Raw genomic sequence first — 17,928 nt, 5'->3', positions numbered from 1 at the left:
GCTTCTATTTAGATGAGTAAAACGTTACGGATGAAATCATTAAATTACCATGACCATTTTCGCCATTGATAAAACGGCCTTGCTCGCCAAAAGTAAACGGGCATATAAATGGCGTATCTTTCATTTCCTGCTTTATGATTCGATATACTTCGTGGATATCATCGCCCAGATATTTCATTGCGCCTGCGCATATAATGCATATTGCGCCAGAAACCTGAAAGTTGTTAATGGATTGTCTCTTCGCTTCTTTGATAACGCGCGCAGGACGAGAAATTAATTCCCTTTTATCTCCAGACATTAGCGTTACTTTATCGCCAACTTGTATGTCTGTGAATAAATGAATTCCACCATTTGGATTCACGTCAACTGGATGAGACAATTTGTAGTAAGGTTGGTCATACAATGAACCGGCAATTCTACCTAGTGGGTACTGTGTAACAAACTCAAATTTCAAACGCTTAGGTAATTTTTCGTTTACATGATTGTGTATCCATTGTCGATAAACGTCTTGAGCTGGAGAACCGTCGATTTCAAGCAACTCCCTTCCCGCTGCTTTTGTAACGGTTCCTTTTAGCAAGGTTGGCGAATAACCAGCACTAAATCCGGATGCCAAAGGTTTCGAGGGGAAAAGCAACTGAATAGCAAACCCTCGATTGGTTGAAGCGTCTTCGTTAAAAATAGACCATTGACCTTTGATTGCATTATCCGCTGCAGATGCGCCCATAATGGGGATTGGAGTCTGAAAAACGTTATCAATGTGGCGAATTAACGACTCTTCGAATCCCGGAGTACTATGCACAATCGCAAAACTGGGAACTTCTCCCTCTCTCCCTGCTTTATGTAGCGCAATGTTTATCGCTTTTCGGACCATGTCGCCTGATAACTCATCTTCTGAAAAGTTAATCAAACCTGAACCGTAAGCATCGGAATGACTGTCATAAATCGCAATGACACCTACTACACTACCAAAGTGAACGCCGCGCTCCGTTATTATACCTTTCGATGAGGAGCAACCAAGAATAGAGACATCAGGAAGTAGTCGGCTAAAAAGCTTGCTGAGTTTTTTCGCACTATATTCCTGAGTAAAATAGCAAATCACGCTAACGAGATTGGTCCTGTCCATGCCTTCAATGAGCTCTTCTATCGCTGCTTTCTCACTGGGCTCGAAGGATATGTGAGTTTTAAAGTCCATCTATTTACTTACTAAAGTTGAATGTTTTTGACTCGCCTGCATTTGAAGTAAACTTAACCATCATTTCTTTTTGAGTTTCTGGAAAATAAATGATCCAAGAATGCCCATTTCTTTCTATTGATGAATGACTAGATAAAGCATCTATTTCCCATGAGTCGTCTTCTGAAATAATGGAAATCGACCCTTCGCTTAAAGACGCTATAAATTGAGACTTTTCTATATGAAAAACACATTCATTTCCTAAGCGACAGCTGATATTTTCAGCAAAATCGTGATTAACCGTCCTCCAGAAAAACGCTGCTAAAAGTAGGGTTAACATGATGATTATTTGAACAAAACGACCCCGAGTGAGTTTCTGAGCTGCCATTGGTTGTGTTTCTCCGTGTAACAAACTTCAAAGTTTTAAAATAAAAGGTCAAAACCTGAACAAGTGTAAGGTTACTACTCTGTCATTGATTTGTTAAATGCAGTATAGTTGGCGGCTGAAAATGCCACTTTTTTTAAAAACCGACAAGACTATTTAACCGACTGAATTCGATTTTATTTTCTTTAGGTTTTGGGTGGCATTACGACATGTGTCGTGTTGGAAGTAAAGTGTAGTTAATTAGAAATTGGAAGCATGCAAATGAGCCAAGAAAAGCAGCTTGAACAAAACTACAACTATACGGTCGTTCGTCAATTTACCCTAGTGACCATTCTTTGGGGTATTGTCGGTATGGCTGTTGGTGTTTTGATTGCCGCTCAATTAGTTTGGCCACAGCTAAACTTTGATACGCCGTGGTTGACGTATAGTCGCTTACGTCCTCTGCATACTAATGCGGTTATTTTTGCGTTTGGTACAAGTGCTCTGTTCGCAACGTCTTACTACGTTGTGCAGCGTACCTGTCAAACTCGTCTATTTGGTGGCCCTCTTGTCGCCTTCACCTTTTGGGGCTGGCAAGCAATTATCCTAGCCGCAGCGATTACGTTACCTTTGGGTTATACCTCTGGTAAAGAATACGCTGAACTTGAATGGCCAATCGATATTGCTATTGCGGTTGTTTGGGTTTCTTATGCGATTGTGTTCTTCGGAACGCTTGTTAAGCGTAAGACGTCTCACATCTACGTAGCAAACTGGTTCTTCGGTGCCTTTATCATTACTGTTGCGGTTCTTCATATCGTAAACAGCATGGCAATTCCTGTTTCAATGGGTAAATCGTACTCGATTTATGCAGGTGCAGTGGATGCGATGGTACAGTGGTGGTACGGACACAACGCAGTAGGTTTCCTACTGACGGCTGGTTTCCTAGGTATGATGTACTACTTCGTTCCTAAGCAAGCTGAACGTCCTGTTTATTCTTACCGTCTGTCTATCGTTCACTTCTGGGCTCTTATCTCTCTATACATCTGGGCAGGTCCTCACCACCTACACTATACTGCACTTCCAGATTGGACGCAGTCGATCGGTATGGTTATGTCTCTTGTTCTATTCGCTCCTTCTTGGGGTGGTATGATCAACGGTATCATGACGCTATCAGGTGCGTGGCATAAACTTCGTTATGACCCTATCCTTCGTTTCCTAATCGTATCACTATCGTTCTACGGTATGTCTACGTTTGAAGGCCCAATGATGTCTATTAAGACAGTAAACGCGCTGTCTCACTACACAGACTGGACAGTTGGTCACGTACACTCAGGCGCGTTAGGTTGGGTTGCAATGGTATCTATCGGTTCGGTATACCACTTAATCCCACGTCTATTTGGTCAAGAGCGTATGTTCTCTGTTGGCCTAGTCAATGTACACTTCTGGCTAGCGACCATCGGTACAGTTCTTTACATCGTAGCGATGTGGATCTCTGGTGTAATGCAAGGTCTAATGTGGCGTGCGGTTAACTCAGACGGTACTCTGACTTACAGCTTCGTAGAGTCTGTTGAAGCGTCTTACCCATTCTACTTTGTACGTTTCCTAGGTGGTTTCATCTTCCTAAGTGGTATGTTCCTAATGGCATACAACACGTACAAGACTGTAACTGCGCCAAAAGCTAGTCTTAAAGCAATTCAGCAGCCGGCATAAGGAGATTTAAAGAATGAGTTCTAATTCTAACAATCGCCACGAAATTGTTGAACGCAATGTCGGTTTGCTAGCGATTCTAATTGTTTTTGCAATCAGTTTAGGTGCTTTGGTAGAGATCACTCCGTTGATTTTCCAAAAGCAAACGACTGAAGCAGTTGAAAACTTGCGCCCTTACACTGCGCTTGAAATGGAAGGTCGTGATATCTACACCCGTGAAGGTTGTAACGTGTGTCACAGCCAGATGATTCGTCCATTCCGTTCTGAAACGGAACGATACGGTCACTACTCTGTTGCTGGTGAAAGTGTATACGAGCACCCATTCCTATGGGGTTCTAAGCGTACAGGTCCTGACCTAGCACGCGTTGGTGGACGTTACTCTGACGAGTGGCACCGTGTTCACCTAATGGATCCTCGCGAACTAGTTCCTGAGTCAAACATGCCTGGTTTCCCATGGCTGGCTGACAACGTTCTAGACGGCAAGCACACAGAGAAGAAACTGCGTGTTTTCCGTGATCAGTTTGGTGTTCCATACACTGATGAGCAAATCGCAAACGCGTCTAAAGATGTAGAAGGTAAAACAGAGATGGATGCCATCATTGCTTACCTTCAGTCTCTTGGTCACGCAATGAAGTAATTAAAGGGGTGAAATTATGGATATCGGTACTATTCACAGTATTTGGACCATAGTTCTGTTCGTTAGCTTTCTGGGTGTAGTGTGGTGGGCTTACGGCAAGAGTCGCAAATCTCGCTTTGACGAAGCTGCAAACCTTGTTTTTGCTGATGAGGAAAATACGCCCAAAAAAGAACAAGGAGTGACTAAGCAATGACTACATTTTGGAGTCTTTGGATAATCATCATTACAGTCGGTACTCTTGTCGGCTGTGCAGCGCTGCTCGTTTGGTGCCTTAAAGATAAAACAGGCGTTGAAGAAAGTGCAGATATGGGCCACGAATACGATGGTATTCGTGAGTTGAACAACCCGCTTCCTAAATGGTGGACTTACCTTTTCGTTAGTACGTTTGTTTTCGCAGCGGTTTATTTGACTCTGTACCCAGGTTTGGGCAACTTTAAAGGTGTGTTAGGTTGGTCGAGTTCAGATCAAACGGTCACGACTTTAGAAGAGTCAAAAGCATCGATTGCAAAGGCTCAAAGCAATAAAGAACTTAACCAGTTCGCAAAAGAGCTAGATGATGCTGACGCTTACTTTGGTGAAGCCTTTAAGAGCCTTGCTTACGTAAACGGTTCAAGCGAACTTCGTCCGATCCCTGAGATCGCGGCAGACTCTGAAGCAGTAAAAGTAGGTCAACGTTTGTTCCTACAAAACTGTTCACAGTGTCACGGTTCGGATGCTCGTGGTCAGAAAGGCTTCCCTAACCTGACTGACGATGCATGGCTATACGGCGGTGAACCTGCAGCAATCGTAACTACTGTTATGCACGGCCGTATCGGTCAGATGCCATCTTGGAAAGATGCTCTGGGCGAACAAGGCGTGAAAGAAGTGGTTAGCTACACACTTAGCCTTTCTGGTCGTAGTGTAAATGCACGTGAAGCTGATGCAGGTAAAGCTCGCTTTGTTGTGTGTGCAGCTTGTCATGGTACAGACGGTAAAGGTAACCCAGCTGTGGGTGCACCTGACCTAACTGACCAAGACTGGTTGTTCGGCAGCTCGCGCGCAGAAGTAACTGAAACAGTAATGAACGGTCGTTCAGGCGTAATGCCAGCTTGGAAAGATATTCTAGGTGAAGACAAAGTTCAGCTTGTTGCAGCTTACGTTTGGAGTTTAAGTAACTCTGATAATAAGTAACTTTTCAATAACAGCCCCTTTTTAAGGGGCTGTCTTTCCTTTACAGTTAAAGCCCTATTTTTCATCTTACAAATTGAGAACTTTTTTATGGTAAAGCCTTGGTATAAGCAGTTTTGGCCGTGGTTTCTAATTATCCTACCACTGACTGTCGTTGTATGGACCGTTATCACTGTCGTGATTTTCTCTCAGAATTCAGTGTCACTTGTTACTGAGGATTACTATAAAAAAGGCAAAGGCATCAACGTCGACATCACAAAAATCAACGTTGCGAAAGAATTAAATCTGAGTGCTGCGGTTTCTTCTGACGGTAACAGTATCGTTATTGAGTTCAATAAAGGTCAGTTGGAGCACTACCCAGCCATTACTGCAATGTTTGCGCACCGTACTCTTCCAGACCGTGATTTTTCTAAATTGATTACATCCGACGCTAAAGGTACCTACCGTTTAACACTGGATCATGAACTACAAGGACCTTGGTTTATTGAACTGACACCTCATGATAAAAAATGGCTAGTTCAGGGACGAGTTACCTTCCCTTCATCTTCTCCTGTTCAACTATCAAATTAATCGTAAGCTATGTGTAAGTCGTGTTATCACTGCGGTGAAGAAGTACCAGTCAACACGGATTTTAAAGTTGAAATCCTTGGTGAAGTTCGGGGCATGTGTTGTCCCGGGTGTGAAACGGTGGCACAAACTATTGTAGATAGTGGTCTTGTCTCCTATTACCAATACCGGACTGCGCCGGCAGAAAAAGCCGATCTGGTTCCTGAGCAGCTTCAGGCGTTAATCCACTATGACAATGAAGAAGTTCAGTCAGAGTTCGTAAGAAACTCAGATGAACGCTCGGAAGTGACATTGTCACTAGATGGTGTATCTTGTGCCGCTTGTGCCTGGCTGATTGAAAAACAAGTTTCCCAGAAGCCGGGGGTGTTATCGATTCGTGTTAACACGACAACAAACCGAGCCATTCTCGCTTGGGATAAAAGTAAAACAAGGCTAAGCGAGCTACTCTCGTCTATCCACCAACTCGGTTACACCGCAGCCCCTTTTGAAGCTGATAAGCAAGAGGCGTCTTATCATCAGCAGATGAAGCAGTATCTTTATCGTTTAGGCATCGCTGGACTAGCGACCATGCAGGTGATGATGTTGGCTGTGGCGCTGTATCTGGAGGTATTTGGCGATCTCGAACCTGAATTCAAAAACTACTTCCGCTGGGTGAGTTTGATTTTTGCCACACCAGTCATGCTCTACTCTGCTCTGCCATTCTATATTAACGCTTGGCGCAGTCTTCGCAGCCGAACGCTGGGAATGGATGTGCCCGTATCACTTGCGATGATCTTTGCCTACTTTGCCAGTTTGGTCGCCACGGTGACGGAACAAGGCGAAGTTTTCTTTGAATCGATTTCCATGTTTGCTTTCTTCTTATTGGTTGGACGTTTCTTGGAAATGCGTGCAAGAAGAAAAGCGGCGGCGGCGAGTGGTAACCTACTGAAACTCATTCCCGCCATTGCTACAAAGCTAGATGGCGAACAAGTGCCAGTGAAGACTCTTACACTGGGCGATCAGATCCGAGTGTTACCCGGTGAACATATTCCCGCAGATGGCAAAATCATCTCTGGGCGTGTACACATCGATGAGTCCATGTTGACTGGCGAATCTGTTCCAGTAGTGAAAACGATTGATGACCACGTTTATGCTGGGACATTGAATGGAGAAGAGTCCTTCGAGCTTGAAGTTACCTCGTCTAAAGCGGATTCGATGATTTCTAACATTGTTCGCCTTCAAGATGAAGCTCAGCTATCCAAACCTAAAATTGCAGAAATTGCGGATGTTGTAGCGCGCTACTTCGTAGCCATTATTCTTGTGATTTCGGCTGGGACTTGGTTCTTCTGGCATCAGACTCGCCCTGATGACGCGTTTTGGATTATGCTTTCCGTTTTGGTCGCGACTTGCCCTTGTGCACTGTCTCTGGCAACACCTACGGCGCTCACTTGTGCGACATCTCGTATGGGCAACTACGGTATTTTGCTGCGAAAAAGTCATGTGTTTGAAACCTTGTGTAAAGTTAACCACCTTATCATTGATAAGACAGGCACACTGACACACGGTGACATCGTTATTAGTAACGTAGCTACACCATCTATCTACTCAGAAGAGAAGAGCCTTGCTATTGCCGCTGCATTGGAATCTCACGCCAACCACCCAATTGCACGAGCATTTAAAACGTACTCAGACCAACAGGTGTCGGTGAATGATGTTGAAAATATCATTGGCTCGGGCATTCAAGGTGTGTATGAAGGTAAAGTTGCCAAAATTGGCAGTTCTTCGTTTGTTTTAGGCAAAGGTGCCACTGCTGAACCTAATTCAGTCTACTTGTCAATCGACGATGTCCATATCGCAACCTTCAAGTATCAAGATCCTATCCGAAAAGAAGCAAAATCGTTTATTGAGCGATTTAAGCAAGAAGGCATCAAAGTCACTCTACTTACTGGTGATTCTCAGATGAACGCCGATAGTGTTGCTTCTGAAATTGGTATCGACAAGGTCGTAGCAGCAGCTAAGCCGCAAGATAAACTGAACTACTTAAAGAATGTCGATATCAGCGATGTCACTATGATGATTGGTGACGGCATCAACGATGCCCCAACATTAGCCGGCGCTCATTTATCAATAGCGATGGGTGGTGGCGCCGATGTTGCTAAAGCATCCGCAGACATGGTGCTCTTGGGTGATCACTTAGAACGTATTTTGGATGCAAGAAAACTTGCCCTACAAACGCGTAAGATTATCCGTGAAAACCTAGCTTGGTCTTTGGGGTACAATGTTTTCATTCTTCCACTTGCTGTTGCTGGGTTAGTCGCCCCTTATTTTGCTGTTGTGGGTATGTCTGCAAGCTCGATTATTGTAGTATCTAACTCTCTTCGTTTGCTTAAGGAACAAGGTAAATAGATGGAAAGTTTGTATATTCTCATCCCTATTGCGATCGTGCTTGTTTGCGTCGCGGCTGCCATTTTCCTCTGGGCGGTAAAAAGTGAACAATTCGAAGACTTAGAACGACAAGGCCACAACATTTTGTTCGATGAAGACGAGCAAAAAGAGAAAGATAAAAAATGACACCAGACTGGATTGGCGCGTTTTTTATTGGCCTTGTGGGTGCAGGCCACTGCATGGGAATGTGCGGTGGTATTGCCTCAATGCTGACCATGGGACAAGCCAATCCATCCAAACTGACTCCTTTATTCTATAACTTAGGTCGTCTATCAAGTTATGCTCTCATAGGTGGTATGGTCGGTGGTGCTGTATCTTCTATTTCAGAAGTAAGCCAGCTTAATAATGTTTTAGTTTGGCTAAGAATTACCGCTGCTGTGTTTATGATTCTGCTAGCCTGTTATATCGGTCGTTGGTGGCATGGGCTGCTTTATATAGAAAAGCTGGGGCAAGTCATCTGGCGAGGTATTTCACCTGCAGGCCGTTCACTCCTACCATTAAGACGCCCTGTTTATGCTATTCCTTTTGGATTCATTTGGGGCTGGTTACCGTGCGGCCTTGTTTATTCAACGCTCACTTGGTCTGCCGTGTCGGGCAATGCGTTAAACGGTGCTTCAGTCATGTTAGCGTTTGGGCTTGGCACCTTACCTGCCATGTTACTCGTAGGCCACTCCGCTGGCTCTTTATATAAGCTCCAAAACAATACGATGTTTCGTCATGTAGCAGCGACCGCTTTATTGCTTTATGGCCTGTATACCGGTTATGGCGCAATTTCCATCTTATCAATAACTTATTAGGGTGCTTTTGTGCCCTTTTTTTTGCACTACCCTTTAAGTCTAAGGGGTGCTAAAATATTGATGTATATCAAATAGTGAAAGGTTGTTATGATTTCTGAAAAACCTGCAACAAAGCGTATCCAATCGGGTGGCTGTGCTATCCATTGCCAAGACTGTAGTATCAGTCAGCTTTGTATTCCATTTACTCTTAACGAGTCAGAATTAGATCAACTCGATCAAATTATTGAGCGCAAGAAGCCAATCCAGAAAGGGCAAGAGCTCTTCAAGGCGGGTGATGAGCTTAAATCACTTTATGCCATTCGTTCTGGAACGATAAAAAGTTACACCATCACAGAACAAGGTGATGAGCAGATAACTGCTTTCCACCTCGCTGGAGATTTGGTTGGTTTTGACGCCATTACCGAAGATACTCACCCAAGTTTTGCTCAGGCATTGGAAACCGCTATGGTTTGTGAGATTCCTTATGAAACTCTCGATGACTTATCAGGTAGAATGCCAAAACTTCGCCAGCAGATCATGCGTTTGATGAGTAACGAAATCAAAGGCGATCAAGAGATGATCCTCCTGCTATCGAAAAAGAACGCAGAAGAACGCCTTGCAGCATTTTTGTATAACCTTTCTACTCGTATTTCTCAACGTGGCTTTAGTCCTCGTGAATTCCGATTGACCATGACTCGTGGCGATATTGGTAACTACTTAGGCCTTACTGTTGAAACCATTTCTCGTCTTCTTGGCCGCTTTCAGAAAGCTGAGATCCTGAGTGTCAAAGGTAAATACATTACAATTATTGACCATAGCGCCCTGATGGAATTAGCTGGCGTATCTTCAGAATCTTAGTAACATCAATGATGTAGCTCATATTGAGCTACATCATACTTCTCAGTTCCCCTCGCACATTTTCCTAAAACTCTTTCCAGAACTAAGCTACAGTAATCGTAAGCCCTCCTCATGTTTAAGGAGCAAATATGAGTATCTATAATAAAATCTTAGTTGTTGCTGACATTAATAAAGATGAACAGCCCGCTTTAGCCCGTGCAATGCAGCTTGCCGCCCAAAGTCGCTCACCTAGCCACGTCACATTTTTCCTCTCTATTTATGATTTTTCCTACGACATGACTTCTATGCTCTCGGTTGATGAGCGTGATGCAATGCGTCGTGGAGTGATTGGTCAAAGAGAAAAATGGATGCAGAAAATTGCATCAGAGTATCTGGTAGAGGGTGTGAATTTCGAAGTCCGTGTGGTTTGGCATAACCGTCCATATGAGGCGATTATTGCGGAAGTATTTTCTGGCGAGCATGACATCCTTATTAAGGGCACAAGGAAACATGATGTGCTTGAGTCAGTTATCTTTACACCTACCGACTGGCATCTACTGCGTAAGTGTCCTTGCCCTGTACTTCTTGTAAAGAATGCCAAATGGCCTGAAAACTCAAGTATTATTGCTTCGGTTCATGTCGGCTCTGAAAACGAAACGCATCTTGGTCTAAACGATAGTATGGTGGAACAATTGAAAAGCCTAACCGAGCGTTTAGGTGCAACCCCATACTTGGTCAATGCCTACCCTGTCACTCCAGCCAATATCACTATAGAACTGCCTGAGTTTGACCCCGCTACATATACTGATGCTGTCCGTGGTCATCACTTAACTGCAATGAAAGCGCTACGCCAAAAACATGGTTATGACGACGAGCAAACCATCGTCGAGCAAGGTCTCCCAGAAGATGTGATTCCTGAAGTTGCTGAGCGCGTGAATGCGGCGATGGTTATCATTGGTACGACTGGTAGAACAGGGCTTTCAGCGGTGTTTATTGGTAACACAGCGGAACATGTCATTGATAAGATCAATTGCGACGTTCTGGCATTAAAACCTCAAGGGTATATCAGCCCTCTCGATCCAAAAACGGCTATCTAAAGTTTAGCACTATAAATCTTCTAACAAATCCCTGCTACTTTTCGTAGAGCAGGGATTTTTATTAACTTCGTCGATTAGATCTGGTATCTGCGCTATTTATCCGTATCATACGCACTTCATTTTGTTTTGAAGACTGATTAAGACCGCAAGCTAATGACAGAGCAAATTCAAGAGCGTACTAAAGCTCAACAATACAACTTTAACAAGCTACAAAAACGCATTCGTCGCAATACAGGCCAAGCTATCCAAGACTTCAATATGATTGAAGATGGCGATCGCATCATGGTGTGTTTATCTGGCGGCAAAGATAGCTTCACGATGCTTGATATTCTGATGAGTTTGCAAAAGAGTGCTCCTATCTCTTTCTCCATTGTTGCGGTAAACCTTGATCAGAAACAGCCAGGATTCCCAGAGCATGTTCTTCCTGAATATCTGGAAACACTCGGTGTTGAATACAAGATCGTAGAAGAAGACACATACTCCATCGTGTTAGATAAGGTTCCAGAAGGCAAAACAACATGTTCTCTATGTTCTCGTTTACGCCGTGGCATTTTGTATCGCACAGCTAAGGAGCTTGGAGCAACAAAAATCGCGCTAGGGCACCACCGTGATGATATTCTGGAAACACTTTTCCTAAATATGTTCCACGGCGGCAAGATGAAAGGCATGCCACCTAAACTCGTTTCAGACAATGGTGAACATGTTGTGATTCGCCCACTGGCATACTGCCGTGAGAAAGACATCATTAAGTACTCAGAAATGCGCGAGTACCCTATTATTCCATGTAACTTATGTGGTTCTCAGCCAAACCTACAGCGTCAGAACATTAAGCAAATGTTGAACGATTGGGACAAGCGATTCCCTGGACGTATCGAGACAATGTTCCGAGCGATGCAAAATGTGGTTCCTAGCCACCTAGCCGACTTTGAATTGTTTGACTTTAAGTCCATTGACAAAGACTCTGGTGTAATTAATGGCGGTGATATCGGCTTCGACAAAGAAGAAATGCCAAAGCAAGATATACAAGATGAAGATTTGGTCCAAGAGTTTGACCCAAGCCTTCAGTTAAGTGTGACCAACATTTAACTCAGTGAATAGAATCAAAAGGGTCGCTACAAGTGCGACCCTTTGTGTTTGTGCTAATGTTGATTTGTTATGTGTGGCTCTATGGATATTTGTAACTCGTCTCTGTAAATGCCTGCTGGTTTATTCTGCGTATCACCAACGACAAACTTTATAGGGATTGAACGGCCAGATTCAGAATAAATACCATCCCAAAATGCAATAGCGTTGTTGATATCTATATTTTTGTTGTTTAGATACATTCGATAATTAATATCCCACCGTTTTTCCTGCGACTGGTGACGCAAGGCACCCAGGTTCATAGACTCCACAGACACCCTATAGTGAGTATTACTTTCGACCCAAAGTTTTGGCCCCATGTCGATGGATTTGTTGCTGGATAGCTCCCCAAGGTCCAACTCATAATGTCTTTGGGATAAACCATAAAATTGTATTTTGGTGCTTGGAGGTACGACAACCTTCACTTCTTCAGAAGTCAGTAACGTGCTCGTCGCAACATCGTTACTCTTAAGTGACACCTCCAGTTCACCAATAAATGTACCAGCTTTCATCCACTGATTACTCGGATATTTCAATTGGATAGTAGCCTCAGGTTTTTCTGTTGTTAGCGTCATATCCCATTGGTTCGCTCGCTGATATCCGATCTTGCTATGCCATTCAAACCGCAACATATTACGGTGTTCATTAGCTAAAAAATTTGCTCTATTACGCGTACCAATTTTAAGGTCAAATTGACACTCTTCCCCAGTTATATCTGCTTTTAAACGATAAGTTTGTACCAACGCGATTTTACTGGCTGAAAATACATCATAGTTTGATGGCACAGAAAGTGGCTCAATACTCAGCCTGTTTAAATGACACATTGCATGCGTAGAGAGTGAAACAAGGGTTAGTAACGTGGGTAGAATACATCGAGTAATCATCGTGTTAATCCACATATAAATCTCCGAGCATAATAAGTACGTCGCTACCTTCATCTAGCGTTATGTTTATAGCCTGTTGTTCATTTGTGTCTAAAGCAAGCCGGTATTGCCCAGGCCGAACGCCTGATAAAGCAAATCGCCCTGTTCGACTGGTAAAGAATTCGACGGGTGCTTGTTCTTCTTCACCTAAATACCACGCTGTTCCTGCGATTAGGGGGATCGGCTCATTTGTCGTTCGATAACGTAATGTACCCATTACTGTAAGAACGGAGTCTGAGCCTATTTTCAGCCTGAAGCCTTGCTTGTATCCAGGGTTCAGCCAAAAAGCGCCATCTCCTAAGTCATATCCCGGCCTTAAATTTTCGACGTCATAACCGACTATCTGGCCGTTATAGGCAACTAAATCAGGCAGCAAAATACTTTGGTTTGAAGTTAGGAATACTCTCGCATTTTGGCTGTTTTGTTCGGGATCTATCGCAATGTTATTGCCAGACAAACTTGCGTGTTTTTCTATGATCGCAAACGCGTCTCCGACTGGCCGCCCTACCGAAAATGAACGTCCAGAAAACGCCAATGCACTTGCAACTTCTAAGCGGGTATTATGTGTCTGTGCGCCCTCGTCGATATCTTCGACTCTTGTATTGTGGTCAAACAACGCACGGAAGCGATTTCCGGTGTATGTCGCCCCAGCATTGACATTGCTATCTGTACTTTCATCGGTATTCATAGACGCATATGCGGATATACCACCTGCACTTCCAACATCATTTTGGTAGGAAACATCTAATGTTCCCTGCTTTCTCTCACTAGAGTAGCGTCCTACTGAACGTATATTTTGACCAAGAGGCCAATTCAACGTAAATGAAGTAGCAAAATCATCATCACCATCGAGATACTTTTTGTAGTTGACTCTTGTGCTCCAACTCACCGGGGTATCAAACAAATAACCCGTTAAGCTTGGACTGACTGACCAGTAATCGTTAGTTGAGACCACACCCGAACTAAAAGTGGTATTTATAGAGGCTCTAAGCGATGGACCTACCGACACCGAACCAAATAACGCTACATAATGGTTAGTTAAGTTTACGGGATAATTTGTTGAACCATATTCACTAATACCTACAAAGTCCGGTGTTTGCTGCTCGTATATCAAACTCATTTGTGGTGAAGCTTGACCGCTATCTTCGAATGCAGCGTCAAACGCAAAGCGATAAGCATGGCCTGACTTTAAGTCAGGATGTTGACTTTGTGTCACAGAGAGTTCAGTAACCCCAAAAGGGAAGGCGTAGACAACTGAACTACCATATTGATACACATCCTCCCTACTTTGAGCATTCACCCCAATCGTCATAGAAGATGTCAGCCCGAAATCTAAATACCCATGGACGATCTTCTGATCGGTGAGATAATCGTTTTGATTATTGTTAATTTCCTTGGGGACGCCGACCATTAAGCTATATTCGTATTCCCCACTATCAAGCAACCCATTTCCTGTCGCTACAGAGAAATTAATCCGTTCCTCTTTACCTGTTGAGTCCGAGATGATTAGCTCGATTTCGTTGTTGCCTTGCGCAATCGGGATATCATTGAGGCTATAGCTACCCGCATTTAACGTCAGGCGTTGGACAACGATACCATCGACGACGACATTGACGTCTGAAGTCCGTGTTAATACAAAAGATCTTGCCGCTTTGGGTCTAACATTCTTCGTCGGTATTAAGCTGAAATCTCGTGTTAGGCCAATACCCAATATATCAGCGCCATCTTGAAAAGATTTACCCGCGTTATACATATCCCCTAGGACCAAGCGTGTTCCCTGGTTGGGAATATCAAAATTCAAACGAGTTCCTTCACGGAAATACAGTGAATTTTCACCGACTGTATGATGGTAGGACGACTCATACTCCAAGCTTGCTGCGCCAAAGTTAACCGCTGACTCTAATCGATGGTGATATTCACGTTGTGTTTTCTTACTTTGTGCTCTTGCCTCGTTACCGGACAAGTTTACGTTTATATAACCACTAATAAGTTCTGGCTCTAAATAGTTAGAGCTAGAATCTGCGGGGATTAAACTGATGTTTTGTGTAAGAGCAAGATGAGACGGGATAGAGATGACACATTCGAATGTTGAATAGTCAAAAGTAAAACCCAAACCGATAGACTCAAAATCACTCTGGGAAAGCGTTTCTTGGGGTTGTCGTTGTTCAAGTCTCGTCAATGCTTCTCGGGAAAGCACCGATTTTAATACTTCAATCGTTGATTCTTTCGGGAGTAAGATGTCATTATCCGCTGTAATCGTAATATTGACATCACCGACAACTCTATCACTTACTCTTAGTAATGTGGTTAACTCGATATCACGTCCTGTTGCGTTTATTTGAGACTGACTGGCCTGTATGGATGTTACACAGAACCACAGAGTTAAAAGGGAAAGGTATGTATACTTCAAAATTAACTTCTAACCTAAATTGTCTTTTACTGCTCATATCCAACATATTCCCCACTAGATAAATCCTCTAAGTTTGGAATATGGAAAGTACTTCTGGGAGGAAGAAACATTTCTTTCAGGTTGAGTTTGAGTTTTTGATGTTGATGAGCCGATGAAAACTCTAATAGACTCGAATATGTGTACTTACTGCCTTGATTCTCTAACGTAGCGGCCCCTTCATTATCTATGTTCAATACTATGCTTGGCTTATTTTGGTCGGAAGAAACATGCAGCAGCGCGTTATAGTGGATCTGTAACGCTATTCCAGTGCTGCTATCACTGGAATATAAGCTTGGTTGAGTAAAACGGACGAAGTAACTCTTTGACTCAGGGAGTTGTTCAGCCCCAATCCACTGAACGCGAAATACTTGCGTAGCGCCGGGCGTGAGTATCGCTGCTGGAGGAAGTACAATAAGGCTTTCGTCTTTAGGCTCTTTGGTGCCGTAGCTGCCATCCTTTTTAAACGCCAACTGTAAGAGACTTGTTTCTAACGGTAGTTTCTGAGTCGTATTGTTAACAACGGTAATTTGAGCAGAGCGACCGCTATTAACACTGTATTCAAGCACTGACGGAGAGAGGATAATTGAATATGTCGGATAGCTTGTTGTTAATAATGTCAGCCCAAGAATGAAAATCTTAAGTAATGCCATTATTTATTCCAGTGAATCCACTTCAATCGACAATGAACTTAGATCAAACCCTTCCAATGGTTTCATAGTAAAAATGCGTTTCTTTTGTGGTTGAACTAGCGTGCCGTCAATCAGCTTTCCGATCTCACTGCCTTTGAGACTTACCGATTGAACACCATCACTCACTTTCCAGTTTGTTTTATTAATCCGGCCATAGCTGTTGCCTGAATTGGTGACTTCAATGTGCCACGCTTCACCCTGAGCCTCTATATTTGTCACGGTTAAGTGTGGGTTGGTATTCTTAGGTTTAATGTTTATAAGAGTATTGAATTGCAGCAGTAGACCAACGTTTGCTTGCTCAGAGCTTGCTCTGTCTACTTGGACTTGTTTGACCGAAACGCGGTATGATTTGGACTCGTCTATTGCGGGCTCACCTAAATATCGAACCATAACGGATTGGGATCTTCCGGGTTCAATGACTGCTGTGACAGGTACAACCAACAGATCTGCGTCCGCTGGCTCAATTGTTTCATTACCGTACTCATCCATAACCATAGAAAATGGCAGTAATTCAACAGTAAGTGATTGAGTAGTCGTATTATCTACCCTCATTACCATCTGGGCTTTCTTCCCAAATGGTTCCATTTCAGACACCATAGGCTCTACACGATACGCATGTACAGACAAGCTACAACATATTGAAATTAAGCAACAAATGGTTCTGAACACGTTTTTAATCCTCATAAAGTTAATATGGAGACCAAATATGGCCTCCATTTATAAAGCTAAATTAGTTAGCAGTGATATTCATTGTGATCGTGTCAGAGTAACCGCCTGCCCAAGGTGCAGTGTCTACGTTGGTTACTTCAAGAACTGCTGCAACACCACTAGCAAGATCTAAAGAACCTGGGTAAGACATTGCACTTGATTCTAGGTTATTCGTGCCATTGCCACCTGGAGTCGTAAACTCAAGTGATGGAAGCCCAGTAGGTGTAAACGTCGCTTTGTAGCTTAGTGAGTAATCATCTGGGATACCGTCGTCTGCTTCTAATCCACCTTGGCTGCTAATCATGGTTACTTTAGCGCCATTAAAATCATTACATTTCATCGTCAAATTAGCAGTAGCGGTTTGCTGTGTAGACGGATTTTTAAGATCAAGAAGTAACTGATTACTGCTGATTTCACACACTGAAGGGTTCAGTGCTCGTACCTGAATAGACGTTGAATTCGCATACGCTTGCATCGCGAAAGTGCTCGATACCAAAACTGCGCAAACGGTTAACTGTTTCATAAAATTTCCTTAGATTGTTATAAATAGCTTACATACCGCCATAGACGTGAAATCATGCAAGTGTGATCTTATCTGCTGAAGTCGTTGATTGAAGGAAGCACATCAATCTCGACAACATCCTTGTATTCCCCTGCGTAGAGCAAAGGCCTTTCCAGCGTTACGTTAATTTCTCCTCTGATGGAAAATGGAGTAACGCCAGAGCTTTCAATAAGACGTGGAGTGGATAATTCTCGGCTTAAGAAATACGTATTAATTCCTAAATCGGGAATGACCAATCCTAAAGAGTAAGGTGCAACAGTTTGATCCGGAGAATGACTCATTCGTAACCCCCCATGTTTTGCAGACAGTGCAATTCTGAGTGGCTGATTGCAAAACAGATCAAATGAAATCGCGCTTGACAAATTTCTAGCCGAAAGTTCCAGAGCACTACCGTTCACTAATTCCATAGTGCAACGCGTCTTAATATGCCCTGAAATACCTATCGACAAGTTATTTGCCTGAACCTTAGCTGGAAATAATAAGTAAATACTCAATATTAAAGCTACTAAGTAATCTTTTTTACTTAATTGTTTCATTCCATACACTTCAGGTCTTACTGATTCGTTCGTAACTATACGTATTGATAAAAAATAGAAGTATGAAATAAGGAGTAATCAAGAAATAAGTATTAGAAAAAGTAGTACCGCATTACGATAAAAATCAACTTACTATTTACTAAATAAAAATTATAATTAGTTGAATTTTTGTGATTGAGTCCATTTCTATCG

19 protein-coding genes are annotated in these 17,928 nt (G+C 43.1%); 11 read left to right on the top strand and 8 right to left on the bottom strand.

What is annotated here, in order from left to right; all coding sequences use genetic code 11:
• Nucleotides 1-4 precede the first annotated feature (4 nt).
• Both NP165_RS06550 and NP165_RS06545 read right to left on the bottom strand, forming a co-directional pair.
• Nucleotides 5-1,192 carry an FIST signal transduction protein gene (locus NP165_RS06550; protein ID WP_257085513.1) on the bottom strand — a complete coding sequence of 396 codons (1,188 nt, stop codon included), beginning with the start codon at nt 1,190-1,192 and terminating at the stop codon, nt 5-7.
• Between the two features lie 4 nt (nt 1,193-1,196).
• Nucleotides 1,197-1,559: a hypothetical protein gene (locus NP165_RS06545; RefSeq protein WP_257085606.1), complete on the bottom strand. Its 363-nt coding sequence runs from the start codon at nt 1,557-1,559 to the stop codon at nt 1,197-1,199.
• A gap of 258 nt (nt 1,560-1,817) precedes the next feature.
• On the opposite strand from NP165_RS06545, the gene ccoN reads away from it, so the two are divergent.
• The 11 genes from ccoN to ttcA all read left to right on the top strand — a co-directional run bounded on the left by ccoN (nt 1,818) and on the right by ttcA (nt 11,833).
• Nucleotides 1,818-3,245: a cytochrome-c oxidase, cbb3-type subunit I gene (gene ccoN / locus NP165_RS06540; protein WP_257085512.1), complete on the top strand. Its 1,428-nt coding sequence runs from the start codon at nt 1,818-1,820 to the stop codon at nt 3,243-3,245.
• A 13-nt stretch (nt 3,246-3,258) separates the two neighbouring features.
• The gene (gene ccoO / locus NP165_RS06535) at nt 3,259-3,879 is read left to right on the top strand and encodes a cytochrome-c oxidase, cbb3-type subunit II (protein WP_257085511.1); all 621 of its coding nucleotides are present in this window, start codon (nt 3,259-3,261) and stop codon (nt 3,877-3,879) included.
• Between the two features lie 16 nt (nt 3,880-3,895).
• Nucleotides 3,896-4,072, top strand: coding sequence for a cbb3-type cytochrome oxidase subunit 3 (locus tag NP165_RS06530; protein ID WP_257085510.1), 177 nt, complete (start codon nt 3,896-3,898; stop codon nt 4,070-4,072).
• Entirely contained in the window at nt 4,069-5,049 is a 981-nt protein-coding gene (gene ccoP, locus NP165_RS06525) for a cytochrome-c oxidase, cbb3-type subunit III (RefSeq protein ID WP_257085509.1), read from the top strand. The genes NP165_RS06530 and ccoP overlap by 4 nt, the downstream gene beginning before the upstream one ends.
• Before the next feature lie 87 nt (nt 5,050-5,136).
• Nucleotides 5,137-5,616 carry a FixH family protein gene (locus tag NP165_RS06520; protein WP_257085508.1) on the top strand — a complete coding sequence of 160 codons (480 nt, stop codon included), beginning with the start codon at nt 5,137-5,139 and terminating at the stop codon, nt 5,614-5,616.
• Nucleotides 5,617-5,625: 9 nt separating this feature from the next.
• Complete coding sequence (locus tag NP165_RS06515; RefSeq protein WP_257085507.1) at nt 5,626-7,998, top strand: heavy metal translocating P-type ATPase; 2,373 nt, start codon at nt 5,626-5,628, stop codon at nt 7,996-7,998.
• Complete coding sequence (gene ccoS / locus NP165_RS06510; protein WP_257085506.1) at nt 7,999-8,163, top strand: cbb3-type cytochrome oxidase assembly protein CcoS; 165 nt, start codon at nt 7,999-8,001, stop codon at nt 8,161-8,163. It begins immediately after the preceding gene.
• Nucleotides 8,160-8,834 carry a sulfite exporter TauE/SafE family protein gene (locus NP165_RS06505; protein ID WP_257085505.1) on the top strand — a complete coding sequence of 225 codons (675 nt, stop codon included), beginning with the start codon at nt 8,160-8,162 and terminating at the stop codon, nt 8,832-8,834. Before ccoS ends, NP165_RS06505 begins: the two co-directional genes overlap by 4 nt.
• An 87-nt stretch (nt 8,835-8,921) precedes the next feature.
• Nucleotides 8,922-9,671, top strand: a complete 750-nt coding sequence (fnr, locus tag NP165_RS06500) for a fumarate/nitrate reduction transcriptional regulator Fnr (protein WP_257085504.1) — start codon at nt 8,922-8,924, stop codon at nt 9,669-9,671.
• A 128-nt stretch (nt 9,672-9,799) separates the two neighbouring features.
• The gene (gene uspE, locus NP165_RS06495; protein WP_257085503.1) at nt 9,800-10,747 is read left to right on the top strand and encodes a universal stress protein UspE; all 948 of its coding nucleotides are present in this window, start codon (nt 9,800-9,802) and stop codon (nt 10,745-10,747) included.
• Between the two features lie 153 nt (nt 10,748-10,900).
• Nucleotides 10,901-11,833, top strand: a complete 933-nt coding sequence (gene ttcA / locus NP165_RS06490; RefSeq protein WP_257085502.1) for a tRNA 2-thiocytidine(32) synthetase TtcA — start codon at nt 10,901-10,903, stop codon at nt 11,831-11,833.
• A 53-nt stretch (nt 11,834-11,886) separates the two neighbouring features.
• Here the strand turns inward: ttcA and NP165_RS06485 are convergent, their stop codons facing one another.
• The 6 genes from NP165_RS06485 to NP165_RS06460 form a co-directional block, all read right to left on the bottom strand.
• Nucleotides 11,887-12,768 (bottom strand): hypothetical protein, encoded by an 882-nt coding sequence (locus NP165_RS06485; RefSeq protein ID WP_257085501.1) that lies wholly within the window; start codon nt 12,766-12,768, stop codon nt 11,887-11,889.
• A complete protein-coding gene (locus NP165_RS06480) occupies nt 12,758-15,151 on the bottom strand; it encodes a fimbria/pilus outer membrane usher protein (protein ID WP_306439758.1) in 2,394 nt (797 codons plus the stop codon). Before NP165_RS06480 ends, NP165_RS06485 begins: the two co-directional genes overlap by 11 nt.
• Nucleotides 15,152-15,228: 77 nt before the next feature.
• The gene (locus NP165_RS06475; protein ID WP_257085499.1) at nt 15,229-15,891 is read right to left on the bottom strand and encodes a fimbrial biogenesis chaperone; all 663 of its coding nucleotides are present in this window, start codon (nt 15,889-15,891) and stop codon (nt 15,229-15,231) included.
• Nucleotides 15,892-15,894: 3 nt separating this feature from the next.
• Nucleotides 15,895-16,614, bottom strand: a complete 720-nt coding sequence (locus NP165_RS06470; protein WP_257085498.1) for a fimbrial biogenesis chaperone — start codon at nt 16,612-16,614, stop codon at nt 15,895-15,897.
• A 46-nt stretch (nt 16,615-16,660) separates the two neighbouring features.
• Nucleotides 16,661-17,161, bottom strand: coding sequence for a hypothetical protein (locus tag NP165_RS06465; protein ID WP_257085497.1), 501 nt, complete (start codon nt 17,159-17,161; stop codon nt 16,661-16,663).
• 68 nt (nt 17,162-17,229) lie between these two features.
• A complete protein-coding gene (locus NP165_RS06460) occupies nt 17,230-17,736 on the bottom strand; it encodes a hypothetical protein (protein WP_257085496.1) in 507 nt (168 codons plus the stop codon).
• Nucleotides 17,737-17,928 lie beyond the last annotated feature (192 nt).

This window comes from Vibrio japonicus (assembly GCF_024582835.1).
GTDB lineage: Bacteria > Pseudomonadota > Gammaproteobacteria > Enterobacterales > Vibrionaceae > Vibrio > Vibrio japonicus.
The sequence above is the reverse complement of the archived record's forward strand: the minus strand, read 5'-3'. Positions and strand labels throughout refer to the sequence as shown.

Excerpts from the sequence above, each read along its gene's own strand:
- NP165_RS06470 (WP_257085498.1), bottom strand. The coding sequence starts at position 16,614 with ATGAGGATTAAAAACGTGTTCAGAACCATTTGTTGCTTAATTTCAATA.
- ccoS (WP_257085506.1), top strand. The coding sequence starts at position 7,999 with ATGGAAAGTTTGTATATTCTCATCCCTATTGCGATCGTGCTTGTTTGC.
- NP165_RS06550 (WP_257085513.1), bottom strand. The coding sequence starts at position 1,192 with ATGGACTTTAAAACTCACATATCCTTCGAGCCCAGTGAGAAAGCAGCG.
- NP165_RS06460 (WP_257085496.1), bottom strand. The coding sequence starts at position 17,736 with ATGAAACAATTAAGTAAAAAAGATTACTTAGTAGCTTTAATATTGAGT.
- ttcA (WP_257085502.1), top strand. The coding sequence starts at position 10,901 with ATGACAGAGCAAATTCAAGAGCGTACTAAAGCTCAACAATACAACTTT.
- ccoP (WP_257085509.1), top strand. The coding sequence starts at position 4,069 with ATGACTACATTTTGGAGTCTTTGGATAATCATCATTACAGTCGGTACT.
- NP165_RS06505 (WP_257085505.1), top strand. The coding sequence starts at position 8,160 with ATGACACCAGACTGGATTGGCGCGTTTTTTATTGGCCTTGTGGGTGCA.
- NP165_RS06530 (WP_257085510.1), top strand. The coding sequence starts at position 3,896 with ATGGATATCGGTACTATTCACAGTATTTGGACCATAGTTCTGTTCGTT.
- ccoO (WP_257085511.1), top strand. The coding sequence starts at position 3,259 with ATGAGTTCTAATTCTAACAATCGCCACGAAATTGTTGAACGCAATGTC.
- NP165_RS06520 (WP_257085508.1), top strand. The coding sequence starts at position 5,137 with ATGGTAAAGCCTTGGTATAAGCAGTTTTGGCCGTGGTTTCTAATTATC.
- NP165_RS06465 (WP_257085497.1), bottom strand. The coding sequence starts at position 17,161 with ATGAAACAGTTAACCGTTTGCGCAGTTTTGGTATCGAGCACTTTCGCG.
- NP165_RS06475 (WP_257085499.1), bottom strand. The coding sequence starts at position 15,891 with ATGGCATTACTTAAGATTTTCATTCTTGGGCTGACATTATTAACAACA.
- ccoN (WP_257085512.1), top strand. The coding sequence starts at position 1,818 with ATGAGCCAAGAAAAGCAGCTTGAACAAAACTACAACTATACGGTCGTT.
- fnr (WP_257085504.1), top strand. The coding sequence starts at position 8,922 with ATGATTTCTGAAAAACCTGCAACAAAGCGTATCCAATCGGGTGGCTGT.
- NP165_RS06515 (WP_257085507.1), top strand. The coding sequence starts at position 5,626 with ATGTGTAAGTCGTGTTATCACTGCGGTGAAGAAGTACCAGTCAACACG.
- NP165_RS06545 (WP_257085606.1), bottom strand. The coding sequence starts at position 1,559 with ATGGCAGCTCAGAAACTCACTCGGGGTCGTTTTGTTCAAATAATCATC.
- uspE (WP_257085503.1), top strand. The coding sequence starts at position 9,800 with ATGAGTATCTATAATAAAATCTTAGTTGTTGCTGACATTAATAAAGAT.
- NP165_RS06485 (WP_257085501.1), bottom strand. The coding sequence starts at position 12,768 with ATGTGGATTAACACGATGATTACTCGATGTATTCTACCCACGTTACTA.